We start from the raw sequence: 16318 nt of genomic DNA, 5'->3' as shown, positions 1-16318 counted from the left end.
CCATCGGGCTTTCCCCAGGTCGCACGTCCCCGTGCCCCAGGGGATGTCACCTGAATGAGGGGCGACCATAATGCGGCTGACAACTTGTCACAAATGATGGTCCAAGCGTCTTCGCCTTCCCAGCAGTCCCTGCTCGACGACATGCTCGCGCACGTGCCCACCTTGGCGCATGCGGTCTACAACGGTCTGCAGGACGAACTCAAGAGTCGACTGGAATACCACCAGCTGCTGGCTGGCTGGTCCAAGCGGCGCGCGAGCTTCGCCGCCGACTTCGAAGGCTCGCTCAGCCTGCTGCTGAAGATCGCCCGCGACGGCGGTGACCCGCTGCAACGGGACCGGACGCCCCAGCGCGGCGGCGACCTGTCGCTCAGTCTGGTCGACGAAGGACAGGCGTTGAAGGACGTCGCGATCTCCCACGTGATCAACGCGATCGAGGACCAGTCCCGGGCCGAGCTGCACCAGCTGAGCAACTTCTTCGCCGCGCTGCGCGGCATCGCGCGGCCGCTGAAGAACGACAACCCCTTGCGGGCGGCGCTGTTCGCGCAAGCCCTGGCACGCGCCATCGAAGGCGTGGACCTCGACGCCGACGGCCGGTATGCCCTGATGCGCATGGCGGCGCATCCGCTGGCCGTCCGGCTGCAGCCGATCTATACCCTGCTCTGCCAGAGCCTGAGACAGGCGCAGCTGACCGGCATGCTGACCAGCCACGGCTCGGCGATCAAGGAGTCGGACCTGCGCCTGCGCCAGTTCAAGACCCTGACCGACACCCCGACGCAGAACGCGACGCTGGACCAGGTCGCGATGAAGCTGGACCTGATGAACACGCGGGCCGCGGAGCTCGGTGCGGCGCGCGCCGCGACGCCGTCCTCCGCCGCGCCGGGCACGCCGGGCGCCTTGGCCGCGGCGCCGACCCGGCTGGGCCCGGGCGCCGGCCGGCCCGGTTCGGACCTGCTGTCGCGCCTGTACGACCAGATCCTGGCCGACGACAGCCTGCAGCCGCCGATGAAGGTCCTGATGGGCCGCCTGCAGGTCGCGATCGTGCGCCTGTCCAAGACCGATCCCACGCTGCTGCGTCGCCAGGACCATCCGACCTGGCAGTTGCTGAACCGCCTGGCCGCGCACGGCGCGGGCTTCCAGCGCAGCGACGACGCGGAACTGAAGGCCTTCCTGCAGTTCCTGGAACGCGTGATCCAGCCGCTGCTGGACGCCGAGCATCCCTACGCCCTGCAGTTCCAGCAGGCGCTGACCGAGGTCGAGTCCCACATCCGCGCGCAGGCCGAGGCCCGCGGCCAGCGCAGCGCCCTGGCGCTCGAGCGCCTGGACCGCGAACAGCGCCGCCAGGAATGGCAGCGGATGCTGCGCGACCAGCTGCAGCACCAGCTCGACGACGCCCACGCCGGCAAGCTGATGCGGCGCTTCCTGCTCGGCCCGTGGGTCGAGGTCATCGCGCAGGCGATGGTCCAGCACGGCCGGGACGCCGCCGAACCGCAGACCTACATCGAACTGGTGGACGCGCTGCTGCACAGCGTGTCGCCGCAGCCGGATGAGGCGGCGCGCGTGCGTCTGCGCGCGCAGTTGCCGGACCTGGTCCGCGCGCTGGATCGCGGCATGGACGCCATCGCGCTGCCACCCATGCAGCGGCAGACCTTCCTCGACGAGCTGATGCGCCAGCACGGTCGCGTGCTGCGCGGACTGCCCGCGGTCGAGGAGGCCGCACCCGCAGCGGCGCCGCTGCGACGCCGGGCGCAGACGCCCGAGGAACTGCTGCAGCAGCTGCTCGACGAACGCGAGTCGCAACTCCCGTCGCGCTGGGCTCACGAGCGCGTCGATCGCGGCCAGCTGCCGACGGTGCCGGTGGCCCTGTACAGCGACGAGCACTCGCCCCATGCCCACGCGGCGCTGCAGGACTGGATCGCCGGGGTGCACATCGGCGGCTGGTACCACTTCTTCCACCGCAGCGAGTGGATCACCGCGCAGGTGGCCTGGATCAGCGACAGCCGGCAGATGTTCCTGTTCATCGGCCAGGTCGCGGACGAGCGCCATTCGGTGACGCGCGGCGCGCTGGAACAACTCGTCGCCAACGGCCTCATCACGCAGCTGGAAGACGAGCCGCTGCTGCAGCGCGCCATCGGCACGCTGATGCTGGACCTGGACCGCGCGCCTCACAACGGCAACGAGCACTGAGGGACGCCCGCCGGTTCGATGTCGGGTGCGATGTCGAACCGGTTCGGGTCACAATGCGCCCGCCTCGCGCCGTTGCCGCGGGGCCCGTGTCGTCAGCCTGATGTCCGCCGTGTCCCGAGAATCCTGCGCCCCTCTCCGTCTCCGTCCCGGCGTTCGCCGCAGCATCCGCCACCTGGACTGGCTCCGTCGCCTGGTGCTGTCCGTTGCCGCGGCGACGTTCGTCGCGCCGGTCGGCCTGCTCGCGCAGACGGTCCCGCCCAATCCGCCCCCGGGTCCCGTGGCGACGCCCGCAGCCGACCAGGCCCAGCGGCCCAAGCTCGGTCTGGTGCTGTCGGGCGGCGGCGCGCGCGGCCTGGCCCACGTCGGCGTGCTGAAGGTGCTGGAGCGCGAGCGCATCCCCGTCGACATCGTCACCGGCACGTCGATGGGCGCGATCATCGGCGGCCTCTACGCCAGCGGCATGTCGGCCGACGACCTGGACCGCGAGCTCTCCCGCATCGCCTGGGACCGGCTGTTCGCGAGCCGCGTCGACCGCCAGGACCTGTCGCAGCGCCGCAAGGAGGAGGACTTCGAGTTCTCCGCCACCATCGAGTTCGGCCTGCGCGACGGCGAGGTCCGCGTGCCCACCGGCACGCTTTCCAGCCGCGGCCTGGAGGCGCTGCTGCGCCGGCTGACGCTGCCGGTACGCGACCAGACCAAGTTCGACCGCCTGCCGACGCCCTTCCGCGCCGTCGCCACCGACATGGAGAACGGCCGCGAGCGCATCCTCGCCGAGGGCGACCTGGCGCTGGCGCTGCGCTCCAGCATGAGCGTGCCGGGCGTGTTCGCACCGGTCGAATGGGAGGACCGCATCCTCGGCGACGGCGGGCTGGTCAACAACCTGCCGGTCGACGTCGCCCGCGAGATGGGCGCGACGCGCCTGATCGCGGTGAACGTCGGCACGCCGGTGGGCGGTCGCGAGACGCTGAACTCGCTGCTCGGATTGACCGCGCAGATGATCAACATCCTCACCGAGCAGAACGTGCAGCGCTCCATCGCCAGCATGTCCGCCGGCGAGGACCTGCTGATCACGCCCTCACTGGGGAAACTGACTTCCGGCGACTTCGACAAGGTGAAGGAGCTGATCCGCGCCGGCGAGGAAGCCGCCGAGGCGCTGCTGCCGCAGCTGCGCGCCTACGCCGTCGACGAGCGCACCTACACCGACTGGCAGATCGCGCGCATCGGCACCAAGGCGCCGGGCGTGTTCATCGCCGCGGTCAAGCTCGAGGGCTCCGACAACACGAATCCGGAACGCTTCCGCAGCCAGCTCGAATCGAAGCCGGGCCAGCCCTTCAACAACGAGACGGCCGAGCGCGACATGCGCTTCCTCTCCTCCAGCGGCGACTACAACCGCGTCGACTACCACGTCGAGCAGCGCCCCGAGGGCGAGACGCTGGTCTTCAACATGGAAGACAAGCCCTGGGGGCCGAACTACTTCCGCGTCGGGATGGACCTGTCGACGGACTCGGGCGGCGACAGCTTCTTCAACCTGCGGCTGAGCCACAACCGCCACTGGCTGACCGACAAGGGCACCGAGTGGCGCAACCAGATCACCATCGGCGAGACGCCGCGGCTCTACACCGAGCTCTATCACCCGCTGGGCCTGAAGCTGGGCGTGGCCGACGACTGGTTCGTCAGCGCCTGGGGCGAGGCCAACCAGCGCAAGCAGATCGTCTACGACGACAACGACCCGGACAACGCCAGCATCGGCCAGGCGCGGCTGGTGCGGCGCGACGCTTCCGTCGGCCTGGACGTGGGCCAGCCCTGGGGCCGCTGGGGCGAGGTGCGACTGGGGGCCATCACGCAGATCCGCCACGCCAAGCCCGACCTGATCACCCTGCTCACCCCGGACATGGGCAAGCTGCGCTGGACCAGCTATGAGCGCGGCTTCCGGCTCCGGACCGTCGTCGACCAGCTGGACTACGCGAACTTCCCGCAGCACGGCTACCGCTTCACCGTCGAGGCGCAAGGCGGCCGGCAGGACAACCGCAACCTCAACAGCGGCCGCTTCCTGCGGCTGAACACGGACGGGAACGTCGTGCGCAGCTTCGGCGGCCACACCGTCAGCCTGTACGCGCGGGCGGTGGCGTCGCAGCAACCGGACGACACCGGCCTGGGCGGCTACACGCTGGGCGGCTTCCACCAGCTGTCGGGCTACAACCCGAACCAGCTCAGCGGCAACTCGCTGCTGTTCACGCGGGCGACCTACTACCGGCGCCTGAACGACCAGCCGTTCCTGTCGCGCGGGTTCTTCATCGGCGGCACGTTGGAGGCCGGCAACACCTGGCTCTCGCACCGCGACATCAGTGCCAAGGACCTGCGCTACGCGAGCAGCGTGTTCCTGGGCTCGGACACCGGACTGGGGCCGCTGTACGTGGGCATCGGCTACGCGCCGCGCGGCGGCACCGCGTTCTACGTGTTCATCGGCCGGCCTTAAGCCAGCGCAGCGTCATCGTCCGAGTCGTCCTCGGACGACTCGTCGCCTTCCTCATCCTCGCCGTCGGTCTCGCGCGGCTCGGCGTGCGCCCAGTCGTAGATCACCTCGGCGACGTCCTCCAGGCCCTGCTTGCTCAGCGCCGAGAACAGCGTGACGCCGATGTCGGAATCCTCGGTCGCCAGCACGCCCAGGTCCTTCTGGACCTGCGCCAGGATGGCGGCGCCTTCCTTGCGGTTGAGCTTGTCGGCCTTGGTCAGCACGACCAGCAGGCTGACCTCGCCGGCGGTGACGCGGTCGGAGACGTATTCGAGCAGCTGCTTGTCGAGGTCGGTCAATCCCAGGCGCGAGTCGACCATCAGCACGACGCCCGCCAGTTCCTCGCGCTGGCCGAGGTAGTCGGCCATCACGCGCTGCCAGCGCAGCTTGGCGTCGCGCGCGACCGCGGCGTAGCCGTAGCCGGGCAGGTCGGCGAACAACGCATCGGGCGCGTCGCGCGGACCCACCGCGAACAGGTTGATGTGCTGCGTGCGGCCCGGCGTCTTCGACGCGAAGGCCAGGCGCTTCTGCTGCGCCAGCGTGTTGACCGCGGTCGACTTGCCGGCGTTGGAACGGCCGACGAAGGCGATCTCCGGGAGGCCGCGCGGGGCCAGGTCTTGCGCCTGCGCCGCGCCCTCGCCGGTCGTCTCGGATTCCGGGTCATCTGCCAGAGCGGAATCCGGTGCGCCGACGTCGGCGTCGTCCTCGTCAAGCAATTCCTCGTCGAACCCGGCGGCCTCGGCTTCGGCCAGCGCCGCTTCCTCGCGCGCCCGCGCCTCGCCCGGCAGCACGCCGTCGACCGGCAGGTGCTTGAGCTGGCTCGCGGTGGTCAGGAAACGCGCGGTATGCGTCCAAGCCAGCGCGCGCTTGCCCGGAGTCATGGGCTCGGCGCTGGCCGTTTTCTTCACCGGCGGGGGCAGGCCTTGCGCTTTCGCCTTTTCCGCGTTCTTCGCGCGGGCCTTGGCGGCCGCGCGCATACCCGTTTTTCCGGGCCCCTGCTTTTTCTTTGATGCTCCAGCGCGTCCCGCGCCACGGCCTGCGGGTTTCCCTGGGGCCGCAGGGGCGGGTTTCTTGTTGGAATCGGTCATCGGGCTGCGGGGCTCTAAAGAGGTGCATTGTAAGATCCTGCGGTTGCGCTCACCCAACCCTCAACATTCATGAAGACTGCCGCTTTCTTGTTGTCGAGCATGGTTTTGATGTCCGGCGCCGCCAACGCCAATGAACCCACCGCAGCGGCCAAGCCCGATCTGACCAAGGGCCAGGCCATCAGTACGCAAGTCTGTGCCGCCTGCCATACGGCGGACGGCACCCGCGGCAGCCCCGCCAATCCCATCATCGCCGGCCAGCACGCCGACTACCTCGCCAAGCAATTGCACGAGTTCAAGTCGGGCAAGCGCAAGAACGCGGTGATGTCGGGCATGGCCGCGCCGTTGACGGACGACGACATCCGCAACGTGTCCGCGTTCTACGCCAGCAAGGGCTCCAAGCCCGGCTTCGCGAAGAACAAGGAGCTGATCACCCTGGGCGAGAAGATCTACCGGGGTGGGATCGCCGACAAGCAGGTGCCCGCCTGCGCCGGCTGTCACAGCCCCAACGGCGCCGGCATCCCGGCCCAGTACCCGCGCCTGGGCGGCCAGCACAGCGACTACACCGAGGCCCAGCTGACGGCGTTCCGCGCCGGCGGCCGCCCCAACAGTCCGCAGATGCTGGCGATCGCCGCCAAGATGAGCGACCGCGAGATCAAGGCGGTCTCCGACTACATCGCCGGCCTGCGCTGAGCCGTCGCCCGCGGGGGCGCACCTTTCGGGGAAGGTTCCGACGAACGAGGCCGGTGATCCGATCACCGGCCTTCGCTTTTGCCGGCCCTCGCCCGATTCGTCACCCGGGGCAACGAGAATGCCGGCCATGATCCAGTCGTCCCCCGAGATGTCCCCAGAGCGTCCCCCCCGCCCGCCCGGCCGCACGGCCCAGGCCGCCGCGCGCGCCGTGCTCGACGACGCGATGGAGCTGGTCGCGTCGATGCGCTTCGCCATCGCGCTGCTGACCGTGCTGTGCATCGCGTCGGTGATCGGCACCGTCGTGCAGCAGCGCCAGCCGATGCCCGACTACGTCAACAAGTTCGGACCGTTCTGGTCGGAGCTGTTCGGCAAGTTCGACCTCTACACCGTCTACAGCGCGTGGTGGTTCCTGCTGATGCTGGGCTTCCTGGTCGTGTCGACCAGCCTGTGCATTGCGCGACATACGCCCAAGATCCTGCGCGACCTGAAGACCTACAAGGAGACGATGCGCGAGCAGTCGATCCAGTCCTTCAGGCACAAGGCGCTGGGCTACCTGCACATGAATCCGGAGGCCGCGCTGGGTCAGGTCAACGCCTGGCTGGGCGCCGAAGGCTGGAAGGCCCGCGCGCAGGTGCGCAACGGCGGCGTCATGATCGGCGCGCGCAAGGGCTCGGCGCACAAGATCGGCTACCTGGCGGCGCATTCGGCGATCGTGCTGATCTGCCTGGGCGGGCTGTTCGACGGCGACCTGGTCGTGCGCGTGATGATGTGGGCGCAGGGCAAGCAGATCTACCAGGGCGACGACCTCACCAAGGTGACCGACGTCAACCGCCTGACGCCGGCCAACCCGAGCTTCCGCGGCAACCTGTACGTGCCGGAGGGCAACCGCTCGTCGAACGCGCTGATCTCCATGCCCAGCGGCGTGGTGGTGCAGGACCTGCCCTTCGAGGTCGAGCTGAAGAAGTTCATCGTCGAGTACTACGCGACCGGCATGCCCAAGCTGTTCGCCAGCGACATCGTCCTGCACGACCGCCGCGACGGCAGCTCGACGACGGCCACGGTCAAGGTCAACGAGCCGGTGACCTACCGCGGCGTCACGCTGTACCAGAGCAGCTTCGAGGACGGCGGCTCCTCGATGAAGCTCAAGCTGCGCGCGCTGCAGGCCGCGCATGACACGCCGCTGGAAGGCAAGGTCAACGGCACGACGACGCTGACGGCGGACGGCGAGAAGTACGGGCTCGAATTCACCGGCCTGCGCGTCATCAACGTCGAGAACTTCGCCGACGACGGCAAGGACAAGAACGGCACCGACGTGCGCAAGGTCGACCTGGTCGGCCGGCTGGAGCAGCACCTGGGCTCGGGCGCCAACCTCGAAGGCAAGAAGACGCTGCGCAACGTCGGCCCGTCCTTCAGCTACAAGCTGCGCGACGCCAGCGGCCAGGCGCGCGAGTACAACAACTACATGCTGCCGCTGGAGCTCGAAGGCCACCGGGTCTACCTGCTCGGCGTGCGCGACACGCTCTCGGACAACTTCCGCTACCTGCGCATCCCCGTGGACGCCAAGGACAGCATGGACGGCTGGCTGGCGCTGCGACGCGCGCTGGCCGATCCGGCGCAGCGGCTGCAGGCGGCCCGTCGTTATGCGATGGGCGCCAGCCCGGGCGACAAGCCGGCGATGCAGGCGCAGCTGGAAGCGACCGCGCTGCGCACGTTGACGCTGTTCGCCGGTGCGGAAGGCCTGAAGGCCGATGCGCCCGCGCAGGACGCGGTGACGGGCGGCCTGCCGGCGTTGTCGCAGTTCGTCGAGCGCGAAGTGCCGCAGGCCGAACGCGCCCGCGTGTCCGAAGTGCTGCTCCGCATCCTCAACGGCAGCCTGTTCGAACTCCACAAGCAGTCCGAGGAACAACTCGGCCGTCCGGCGCCCGAACCGGGCGAAGCGACGCAGACCTTCATGACGCAGTCGGTGCTGTCGCTGTCGGACGCGATGTTCTATCCCTCGCCGGTCCTCATGCAGCTGGACGATTTCCAGCAGGTGCAGGCCAGCGTGTTCCAGGTGACCCGCGCGCCGGGGCAGACGCTGGTCTACCTCGGAGCGGTATTGCTCATCATCGGCGTGTTTGCGATGCTCTACGTCAAGGAGCGCCGTCTCTGGATCTGGCTGGAAGCCGCGCCCGGCCGCAACGAACAGACCCGGATCCGCATGGCGCTGTCCAGCAACCGGGACACCCCCGACCTGCCCGTCGAATTCGAATCGCTCAAGCAGCGCCTGCTGCATGAGGAGGCCTGACATGAACACCACCACCGCGGATTCGTCCCACCTGCCGTCGCAACTGCCCTCCCAGTTGCCCTCGCAGTTGCCCGGCGCCAGCGAAGGCACGCCGACGCGCTCGCTGGTCATCGGCAAGCACGGCTACTTCCAGGGGCGCACTCTCTTCGACTGGATCTTCGCGGCGCTGGTGCTGCTGGGCGCCGGTTTCGCCTTCAGCCGCTACCACGGCTCGATGGACGTCTATGAGAAGGGCATCCTCGCCGGCGCGACGCCGGCGCTGATCGCGCTGGGCTGGTTCTGGCGGCCGCTGCGGCTGCTGTGCCTGATCGTGGGCGCGGCCAGCCTGTTCGCGATCCAGCTCTACCTGCGCCAGACCGACAACTTCGGCGCCGACCTGGCGGCCGGGGAGAAGGTCTTCTTCCTGAAGTACATGCTGTCCAGCCAGAGCGCGATCCTGTGGATGAGCGTGCTGGTGTGGATGAGCACGCTGTTCTACTGGATGGGCTTCCTGAAGAAGGACGGCGAGAGCGCGGCCGAGGCGATCGGCACGCGGCTGGCCTGGGGCGCCGTGGGCATGGCGCTGATCGGCACGATGGTGCGCTGGTTCGAGAGCCACCAGATCGCGCCCGACATCGGCCACATCCCGGTCAGCAACCTGTACGAGGTCTTCGTCCTCTTCACCTGGCTGACGACGCTGATGTACCTGTACTACGAGCAGCGTTTCGCGACGCGGGCGCTCGGCGCGTACGTGATGCTGGTGGTGAGCGCGGCGGTCGGTTTCCTGCTCTGGTACACGATGGCCCGCGAGGCGCACGAGATCCAACCGCTGGTGCCGGCGTTGCAGAGCTGGTGGATGAAGATCCACGTGCCGGCGAACTTCATCGGTTACGGCAGCTTCGCGATGGCCGCGATGGTGGCCCTGGCGACGCTGTTGAAGACGGAGAAGCTGCGCGCGCTGGTGATCGGCCTGATCGGCGTGCCGGTGGGATTGGTGCTGGTGCTGGTGGGCTTCCGCTACGGCGCGAACGTCACGCCGGAGCTCGCGGCCGGCCTGAACGGCTGGGCCGGCAAGATGGCCGGCGTGGCAGTGTTCCTGGCGGCCAGCGTCGCGTTGCGCGGCCCGCTGACGGCGCGTCTGCCGACGCTGGCGGTGCTGGACGACCTGTCCTACAAGGCCATCGCGCTGGGCTTCGCGTTCTTCACGATCGCGACCATCCTGGGCGCGTTCTGGGCGGCGGAAGCCTGGGGCGGCTACTGGAGCTGGGACCCGAAGGAAACCTGGGCGTTGATCGTCTGGCTGAACTACGCGGCCTGGCTGCACATGCGGCTGATGAAGGGCCTGCGCGGCGTCGTCAGCGCCTGGTGGGCGCTGATCGGGCTGCTGGTCACGACCTTCGCCTTCCTGGGGGTCAACATGTTCCTGTCGGGGCTGCACTCCTACGGGACGCTGTAAGGCGCGCGCGGGGCGCCCGAACCGGGGGGGCGAGGGGGCTGCTTAAGCAGACCCTCATGAAAACCTTCAGCCGAACGCGTAAGGTTCGAACCTTCCTTCCCCCGAGGTCCCGCCATGCATTTCCACAAGCCCCGCGACGGTCGACGCATCCCGTCCTCCGAGATCACTTCCCGCGAGGTCTACGACAGCCGCCGCGACTGGTTGAAGTCCGCCGGCGCGCTCGGGCTGACCGGGCTGGGCCTGAACGGCCTGTCCGGCGCCGCGCACGCGCAGACGGCCGGTCCCGGCAAGCTCGCGAAGCTGCCCGGCGCGAAGAGCGCCGTCGCCGGTGCGACCGTGATGGAGAAGCTGACGGCCTACAAGGACGTCACCTCGTACAACAACTTCTACGAGTTCGGCACCGACAAGTCGGACCCCGCCGAGAACGCGCACACGCTCAAGCCGCGGCCCTGGTCGGTCGTCATCGAGGGCGAGTGCGCCAAGCCGGGCCGCTTCGGCCTGGAGGACCTGCTGAAGGTCGCGCCGATGGAGGAACGCGTCTACCGCCTGCGCTGCGTCGAAGGCTGGTCGATGGTGATCCCGTGGGTGGGGTACTCGCTGGCGGAGCTGCTGAAGAAGGCGGAGCCGACGGCCAAGGCGAAGTACGTCGAGTTCACGACGCTGGCCGACAAGGCGCAGATGCCGGGCGTGCGTTCGGGCGTGCTGGACTGGCCCTACGTCGAGGGCCTGCGCATCGACGAGGCGATGCACCCGCTGACGCTGATGGCCTTCGGCCTCTACGGCGAGGTGCTGCCCAACCAGAACGGCGCGCCGCTGCGTCTGGTGGTGCCCTGGAAGTACGGCTTCAAGTCGGCCAAGTCCATCGTCAAGATCCGCTTCGTCGAGAAGCAGCCGGTGAGCAGCTGGACCAAGGCGGCGCAGCAGGAATACGGCTTCTTCTCCAACGTGAACCCGCAGGTCGACCACCCGCGCTGGAGCCAGGCGTCCGAGCGCCGCATCGGCGAGGACGGGCTCTTCGCCAAGCGGCGCCCGACGCTGATGTTCAACGGCTATGAAGCGCAGGTCGGGCAGCTGTACGCCGGCATGGACCTGAAGAAGAACTTCTGATGAAGCGGCGTCATCCGCTGCTGCATCCGGCGGCGAAGGTCGTGCTGTTCGTGCTGTGCCTGCTGCCCTTGAGCTGGTACGTCTACGGTGCCTTCGCCGACCGGCTCGGCGCGAATCCGGCGGAGACGCTGATCCGCGGCCTGGGCGACTGGGCGTTGCGTTTCCTGTGGATCACGCTGGCGGTGACGCCGGTGCGCACCTGGTTCAACCAACCGACGTTGGCGCGATTCCGGCGGATGCTGGGGCTGTTCGTGTTCTTCTACGCCAGCCTGCATCTGTTGGCCTACGGCTGGCTCGACAAGGGCCTGGACCTGTCCGACATCCTGCGCGACATCGCCAAGCGGCCGTTCATCCTGATGGGTTTCGTCGCGTGGCTGCTGCTGGTGCCGCTGGCCGCGACCTCGTTCAACCGCGCGATCAAGGCGCTGGGCGCGGCGCGCTGGCAGATGCTGCACAAGCTGGTCTACGCGATCGCGATCGTCGGCTTGATGCATTTCATCTGGATGCGCGCGGGGAAGAACAACTTCGCCGAGCCCATCGTGTACGGGACGATCCTGGCGGTGTTGCTGGGGTGGCGGGTGTGGAAGCGCTTCAAGCGCTGAACGACATGAAGCTCGGCACGGGCCGCCGCTATGCTCGGCGCCCATGCTGAGCCTCCACCCTGTTTCCGAGCGCGACCTCGCCGACCTGCGCCGCTTCGAAGTCGACAACCGCGCGTTCTTCGAAGCCCGCATCAACGCGAGACCGGCGTCCTACTATGCCGACGGCGGCATCGAGTCCGCCATCGCGACCGCGCGTCGTGAAGCCGACGCGGACACGGGTCACCAGTTCCTGATCCGCGACCTCGCGGGCGCGCTGGTCGGCCGCATCAATCTGAGCCAGATCAAGCGGAAGCACTATCACTCCTGCGAACTGGGCTACCGCATCGCCGAGGCCGAGAACGGCAAGGGCCATGCGAAGGAGGCGGTACGGCTCGTGTTGGAGAAAGCGTTCGGCGAGCTGGGCCTGGTCCGCGTCGAGGCCAAAGCCCGCGCCGGGAACGCCGGATCGATCAAGGTCCTGCAACGCAACGGCTTCACCGAGTTCGGGCGCTCGACGCGGAGCTTTCAACTCGACGACGAGTGGGAGGACATGCTGTATTTCGAGTGCCGGGCGCCGGGGCGCTGAACGGCGAATCAGCGCCGCCCGCCGATACTCATCCGGGCCTCCACGCATCACCGCGCTTCATGACCGACCACGACGAGTCCGACGCTCCGAGAGAGATCCCGGCCCGCGCGCCTGAATTGCCATCGGCTCTCGCGGCCAGACTCGCCGGCTACGACTGGCACCGCAACCTCGTCGGAGAAGCCGGCGCGTCCGTGTACCGGCTGCATCGATCCGATGCACCGACGCTGTACCTCAAGGTCGGCGACGGCGACGCGGCGGACGCCATCGTGGATGAATTCGCCCGCTTGCGGTGGTTCGCCGATCGCTGGCCGACACCTCGCATCGAGCATTTCGAATGGGCCGACGGCTCCGCCTGGCTGCTGACCCGCGCCCTGCCCGGCCGCACCGCCTACGAATGGCTCGCCGACGAGCCCGGTCGCGCCGCAGCGATCGTGACGTCCCTCGGTCGATTCCTGGGCGACCTGCACAAGCTGCCTGTCAACACCTGCCCCTTCCATGCGAATCACCGGCTGCAACTCGATGTCGCGCGTGAACGCCTGGCCGCCGGTCTCATCGATGCCGACGATTTCGATGAGGCGCGTCAAGGTTGGACGCCGCAGCAAGTCTGGGCCGCGATCAACGCCATGCTCCCGTTCACCGAAGACCCGGTGGTGAGCCACGGCGACTTCTCCCTCGACAACATCCTCATGAATGAAGACGGTGACGTCGTCGGCGTGATCGACCTCGGACGGGCAGGCATCGCGGATCGCTACCGCGATCTCGCGATCCTGGCGAACTGTCTCGATGAGTTCGATCCCGCCCTGCGCGACACCTTGTTCAGCGCCTACGGCATCGCCGAGCCGGACGCGCGCAGGCTCGACTTCCACCTGCTCCTCGACGAGTGCTTCTGAGGCCGAGCGTCGGCGGCATGGGCCGCGTCAGAGGTGCACCCCACCCGACACCTCGATCCGCTGCCCGGTGACGAAGCGGTTGCCCTCGCTCACCAGCGCGGCGATCGCGCCGGCGACGTCGTCGGCAACACCGAAGCGGCCCAGCGGCGTCAGCGAGGCGATGTGCTTCTGCAACTGCTCGTTCGAGCGCAGCAAGCCGCCGCTAAAGTCGGTCGCGACCGCTCCCGGTGCGATGACGTTGACCGTGATGCCGCGCGGTCCCAGCTCGGTCGCCAGGTAGCGCGACAGCACTTCCACCGCGCCCTTCACCGCGCTGTAGATGGCGCGCTCCGGCACGTAGAAGCGCGCCGTGCCGCTGGAGATGTTGACGATTGCGCCCGGATTCGCGATCAGCGGCACCAGCTGCTGCGTCAGGAAGAACACGCCCTTGAAGTGCACGTCGACCAGTTGATCGAAGGCCTCGGGCGTCGCCTGCAGCGTCGGCTGCGCGACCTGCACGCCGCCGTTGTTGATCAGGACGTCGAAGGTCTCGCGGTGCCAGGTCTCGCGCAGCACGTCGCGCACGCCGTCGACGAATGCGCCGAAGCCGGCCACTCGCGAGACGTCCAGCGGCAGCGCCACGGCCGTGCGTCCGATCTGGCCGATCTCGCGGACGACCTCCTCTGCTTCCTCGCGATGCGAGCGGTAGGTGACGATCACGTCGAGGCCATCGCGGGCCAACTTCACCGCCGTGGCGCGGCCGATGCCGCGGTTGGCGCCAGTGATCAGGGCGATGCGGGCGGCAGGCGCCGGGGCAGTGGTTGAAGCGTTGGTGTTGCTGCTCATGGTCGGACTCCTTGAAGACGATGGAGAAGAGGTCCGAATGCTGAGCGGTTTCATCCGACAGATAAATCGCTCAATATCGACATCACTGTCCAACTGAATTGCACAATGGATGGCATTCAGTCCGGAGGCCCCATGGACCGCATCGACGCCATGCATCTGTTCACACGCATCGTGGACCTCGGCAGCTTCACCGCCGCCGCCGAGGAACTGGACCTGCCGCGCTCGAACGTGACCTACGCCGTCCAGGCCCTGGAGAAGCGGCTCGGCGCGCGCCTGCTGACGCGCTCGACGCGCCATGTGAGCCCGACGCCCGAAGGCCATCTCTACTACGAGCGCTGCCGGCGCGTGCTGGAGGAGGTCGAGCAGGCCGAAGCCGTGCTCGGCGAGGCCGCCCAGCAGCCGCGCGGCCGGCTGCGCGTCGACCTGCAGGCCGGCTTGGCGGCCGCCTTCGTCTTCCCGCATCTCGGCGATTTCTGCAAGCGCTATCCCGGCATCGAACTCATCGTCGGCACAGGGGACCGGCTGGTCGACCTCGTTCGCGAAGGCGTCGACTGCGTGCTGCGGGGCGGCACGCCGCAGGAGTCGGGTCTGGTGGCGCGTCGAATCGCGGACCTCTCGTCCGTCACCTGCGCCAGCCGCGAGTACGTCGCCGCGCACGGCCTGCCCGCGAGCATCGACGCGTTGCGCCAGCATCAGGCGGTGAACTTCCAGTCCAGCGCCACCGGTCGCGTCGCGCCCTTCGAGTTCCTCGTCGACGGCAGGCTGCAGACGCTCACGATGCGCGGCCCTGTCTGCGTCACCTCGGCCCCGGCCTATCGCGCCTGCTGTCTGCAGGGATTGGGGCTCATCCAGTGCCCGCGCTTCGGCGTCGCCTCGCTGCTGGCATCCGGCGAGCTGGTCGAGCTGCTGCCGCAAACCCCGCCGCCGCCGATGCCGGTCTCCGTGATGTTCCCGAAGCAGCGGCAGATGATGCCCCGCGTGCGGGTGTTCATCGACTGGGTCGTGGAACGCGTCCAGGAGGGCCTGACGGCCGATTCCGGCGCGGCAAGTCCCCCGATGGGCCATTCCGGCGGCCATCCGGGATAATCGCGGGTTTGCTCCGGCGCCCATCGGCCGCCGCGGCTGCCGCCCTCCCCCGCCACGCCATGTCCCAGCCCACGCCAGACCGACTGCCCGCCAGCCTGCCCGCGCTCGTCGACGCCGCCATCATCGGCGGCGGTCCGGCCGGCTGCAGCGCCGCGAGCTGGCTCACCCAGCTGGGCCTGAGCGTCGCGCTGATCGAGCAGGCCCCGCGCCTGTGCGACAGCCTGCGACCGCTCGACTACCGGCAGGACTGGCTGCTCGGCGCCCCGGGGGAATCACTCGCCGAGCTGGGCGAGCGCTATGCGAGCCACGCCGCCGCGCAGCCGGGCGTGCACACGGTGCTCGGCCAGACGGTGAACACCCTCGACTGGCAGGCCGAACAGGGCTGGACGCTCTACCTCGATGGCGGCCCCGCATTCGCGGCGCAGGCCGGCGACACCGCCGAACCTGCCGCCACCGGCAACCTGCGGCCGCTGCGCGCGCGGTCGCTGCTGCTCGCCACCGGCCTGACCCCGCGACATCCGTCGCCGCTCTATCCGGAGCGGGACCGCCACGATCGCGTGCTCGACGCCATCGAGTTGACCGCCGTCCGCGACCGCCTGCCCCCGGGCAAGGTGCTGCTGCTCGGCGGCGGCGACAACGCCATCGAGAACGCGCTGTACCTCGCCGGTCGCGGTCATGCGGTCACGCTGTGGTCGCGCTCCGAATGGCGCGCGCAGAGTCATCTGATCCAGCAGCTGGACGGCGCACCCGGCCTGCGTCGCCGCCCCGCGCAGGCGCTGCCGACCGCGGTGGTCGCCTCGCCCGACGGCGTGACCGTGACCTCCAAGGCCTACGGCGAGGAGCACTTCGACCACGTCGCCGTGCTGCTCGGCTACGAGCCCGCACCCTCCGCGTGGCTGCTCGTCGCCGATGCGCTGCAGCGCGCTGGTGTCACCGCGCCGTCGCAGCCCTTCCGCGACGAACCGCGCTTCGGCGTGCTGGGCCTGTTCGTCGCCGGCGACGCCAGCGGCCGTCAGCATCCCTGCGTGCAGACGGCGCTGGGCGACG

Annotated in this window: 12 protein-coding genes and 1 pseudogene; 11 read left to right on the top strand and 2 right to left on the bottom strand. The window is 68.9% G+C overall.

Annotated elements, in window-relative coordinates; genetic code table 11:
- Positions 1-93 precede the first annotated feature (93 nt).
- Both ACQZ13_RS05755 and ACQZ13_RS05750 read left to right on the top strand, forming a co-directional pair.
- On the top strand, positions 94-2184 hold the full coding sequence (locus ACQZ13_RS05755) for a DUF1631 family protein (RefSeq protein ID WP_431050257.1): 2091 nt from the start codon (positions 94-96) through the stop codon (positions 2182-2184).
- 109 nt (positions 2185-2293) lie between these two features.
- Positions 2294-4660: a patatin-like phospholipase family protein gene (locus tag ACQZ13_RS05750; RefSeq protein ID WP_431050256.1), complete on the top strand. Its 2367-nt coding sequence runs from the start codon at positions 2294-2296 to the stop codon at positions 4658-4660.
- Here the strand turns inward: ACQZ13_RS05750 and yihA are convergent.
- A complete protein-coding gene (gene yihA, locus ACQZ13_RS05745; protein WP_431053137.1) occupies positions 4657-5367 on the bottom strand; it encodes a ribosome biogenesis GTP-binding protein YihA/YsxC in 711 nt (236 codons plus the stop codon). The genes ACQZ13_RS05750 and yihA overlap by 4 nt on opposite strands.
- A gap of 525 nt (positions 5368-5892) precedes the next feature.
- Here yihA and ACQZ13_RS05740 point away from each other — a divergent pair.
- The 7 genes from ACQZ13_RS05740 to ACQZ13_RS05710 all read left to right on the top strand — a co-directional run bounded on the left by ACQZ13_RS05740 (position 5893) and on the right by ACQZ13_RS05710 (position 13360).
- Complete coding sequence (locus ACQZ13_RS05740) at positions 5893-6474, top strand: c-type cytochrome (RefSeq protein ID WP_431050255.1); 582 nt, start codon at positions 5893-5895, stop codon at positions 6472-6474.
- A 127-nt stretch (positions 6475-6601) separates the two neighbouring features.
- The gene (locus ACQZ13_RS05735) at positions 6602-8761 is read left to right on the top strand and encodes a cytochrome c biogenesis protein ResB (protein WP_431050254.1); all 2160 of its coding nucleotides are present in this window, start codon (positions 6602-6604) and stop codon (positions 8759-8761) included.
- Position 8762: 1 nt separating this feature from the next.
- Positions 8763-10196, top strand: coding sequence for a c-type cytochrome biogenesis protein CcsB (ccsB, locus tag ACQZ13_RS05730; RefSeq protein ID WP_431050253.1), 1434 nt, complete (start codon positions 8763-8765; stop codon positions 10194-10196).
- A 114-nt stretch (positions 10197-10310) separates the two neighbouring features.
- Complete coding sequence (gene msrP / locus ACQZ13_RS05725) at positions 10311-11303, top strand: protein-methionine-sulfoxide reductase catalytic subunit MsrP (protein ID WP_431050252.1); 993 nt, start codon at positions 10311-10313, stop codon at positions 11301-11303.
- Positions 11303-11905 carry a sulfite oxidase heme-binding subunit YedZ gene (locus ACQZ13_RS05720; protein ID WP_431050251.1) on the top strand — a complete coding sequence of 201 codons (603 nt, stop codon included), beginning with the start codon at positions 11303-11305 and terminating at the stop codon, positions 11903-11905. The genes msrP and ACQZ13_RS05720 overlap by 1 nt, the downstream gene beginning before the upstream one ends.
- A 43-nt stretch (positions 11906-11948) precedes the next feature.
- On the top strand, positions 11949-12470 hold the full coding sequence (locus tag ACQZ13_RS05715) for a GNAT family N-acetyltransferase (protein WP_431050250.1): 522 nt from the start codon (positions 11949-11951) through the stop codon (positions 12468-12470).
- Positions 12449-13360: an APH(3') family aminoglycoside O-phosphotransferase gene (locus ACQZ13_RS05710; protein WP_431050249.1), complete on the top strand. Its 912-nt coding sequence runs from the start codon at positions 12449-12451 to the stop codon at positions 13358-13360. The genes ACQZ13_RS05715 and ACQZ13_RS05710 overlap by 22 nt, the downstream gene beginning before the upstream one ends.
- 27 nt (positions 13361-13387) lie before the next feature.
- Here the strand turns inward: ACQZ13_RS05710 and ACQZ13_RS05705 are convergent, their stop codons facing one another.
- Complete coding sequence (locus tag ACQZ13_RS05705; RefSeq protein WP_431050248.1) at positions 13388-14185, bottom strand: SDR family NAD(P)-dependent oxidoreductase; 798 nt, start codon at positions 14183-14185, stop codon at positions 13388-13390.
- A gap of 132 nt (positions 14186-14317) precedes the next feature.
- Between ACQZ13_RS05705 and ACQZ13_RS05700 the strand changes: the two genes are divergently transcribed.
- Both ACQZ13_RS05700 and ACQZ13_RS05695 read left to right on the top strand, forming a co-directional pair.
- Positions 14318-15271, top strand: a complete 954-nt coding sequence (locus ACQZ13_RS05700) for a LysR substrate-binding domain-containing protein (protein WP_431050247.1) — start codon at positions 14318-14320, stop codon at positions 15269-15271.
- A gap of 59 nt (positions 15272-15330) precedes the next feature.
- A pseudogene (locus ACQZ13_RS05695) lies at positions 15331-16299 on the top strand (FAD-dependent oxidoreductase); the annotation flags it as partial.
- Positions 16300-16318 lie beyond the last annotated feature (19 nt).

This window comes from Roseateles sp. L2-2 (genome assembly GCF_050613215.1).
In the GTDB taxonomy this organism is placed as follows: Bacteria; Pseudomonadota; Gammaproteobacteria; order Burkholderiales; family Burkholderiaceae_C; genus Roseateles; species Roseateles noduli.
This window is presented reverse-complemented; position numbering and strand designations above follow the sequence as displayed.

Coding starts and splice junctions, on each gene's coding strand:
- ACQZ13_RS05755 (WP_431050257.1), top strand. CDS start 94: ATGATGGTCCAAGCGTCTTCGCCTTCCCAGCAGTCCCTGCTCGACGAC.
- ACQZ13_RS05740 (WP_431050255.1), top strand. CDS start 5,893: ATGTCCGGCGCCGCCAACGCCAATGAACCCACCGCAGCGGCCAAGCCC.
- ACQZ13_RS05735 (WP_431050254.1), top strand. CDS start 6,602: ATGATCCAGTCGTCCCCCGAGATGTCCCCAGAGCGTCCCCCCCGCCCG.
- ccsB (WP_431050253.1), top strand. CDS start 8,763: ATGAACACCACCACCGCGGATTCGTCCCACCTGCCGTCGCAACTGCCC.
- msrP (WP_431050252.1), top strand. CDS start 10,311: ATGCATTTCCACAAGCCCCGCGACGGTCGACGCATCCCGTCCTCCGAG.
- ACQZ13_RS05720 (WP_431050251.1), top strand. CDS start 11,303: ATGAAGCGGCGTCATCCGCTGCTGCATCCGGCGGCGAAGGTCGTGCTG.
- ACQZ13_RS05715 (WP_431050250.1), top strand. CDS start 11,949: ATGCTGAGCCTCCACCCTGTTTCCGAGCGCGACCTCGCCGACCTGCGC.
- ACQZ13_RS05705 (WP_431050248.1), bottom strand. CDS start 14,185: ATGAGCAGCAACACCAACGCTTCAACCACTGCCCCGGCGCCTGCCGCC.
- ACQZ13_RS05700 (WP_431050247.1), top strand. CDS start 14,318: ATGGACCGCATCGACGCCATGCATCTGTTCACACGCATCGTGGACCTC.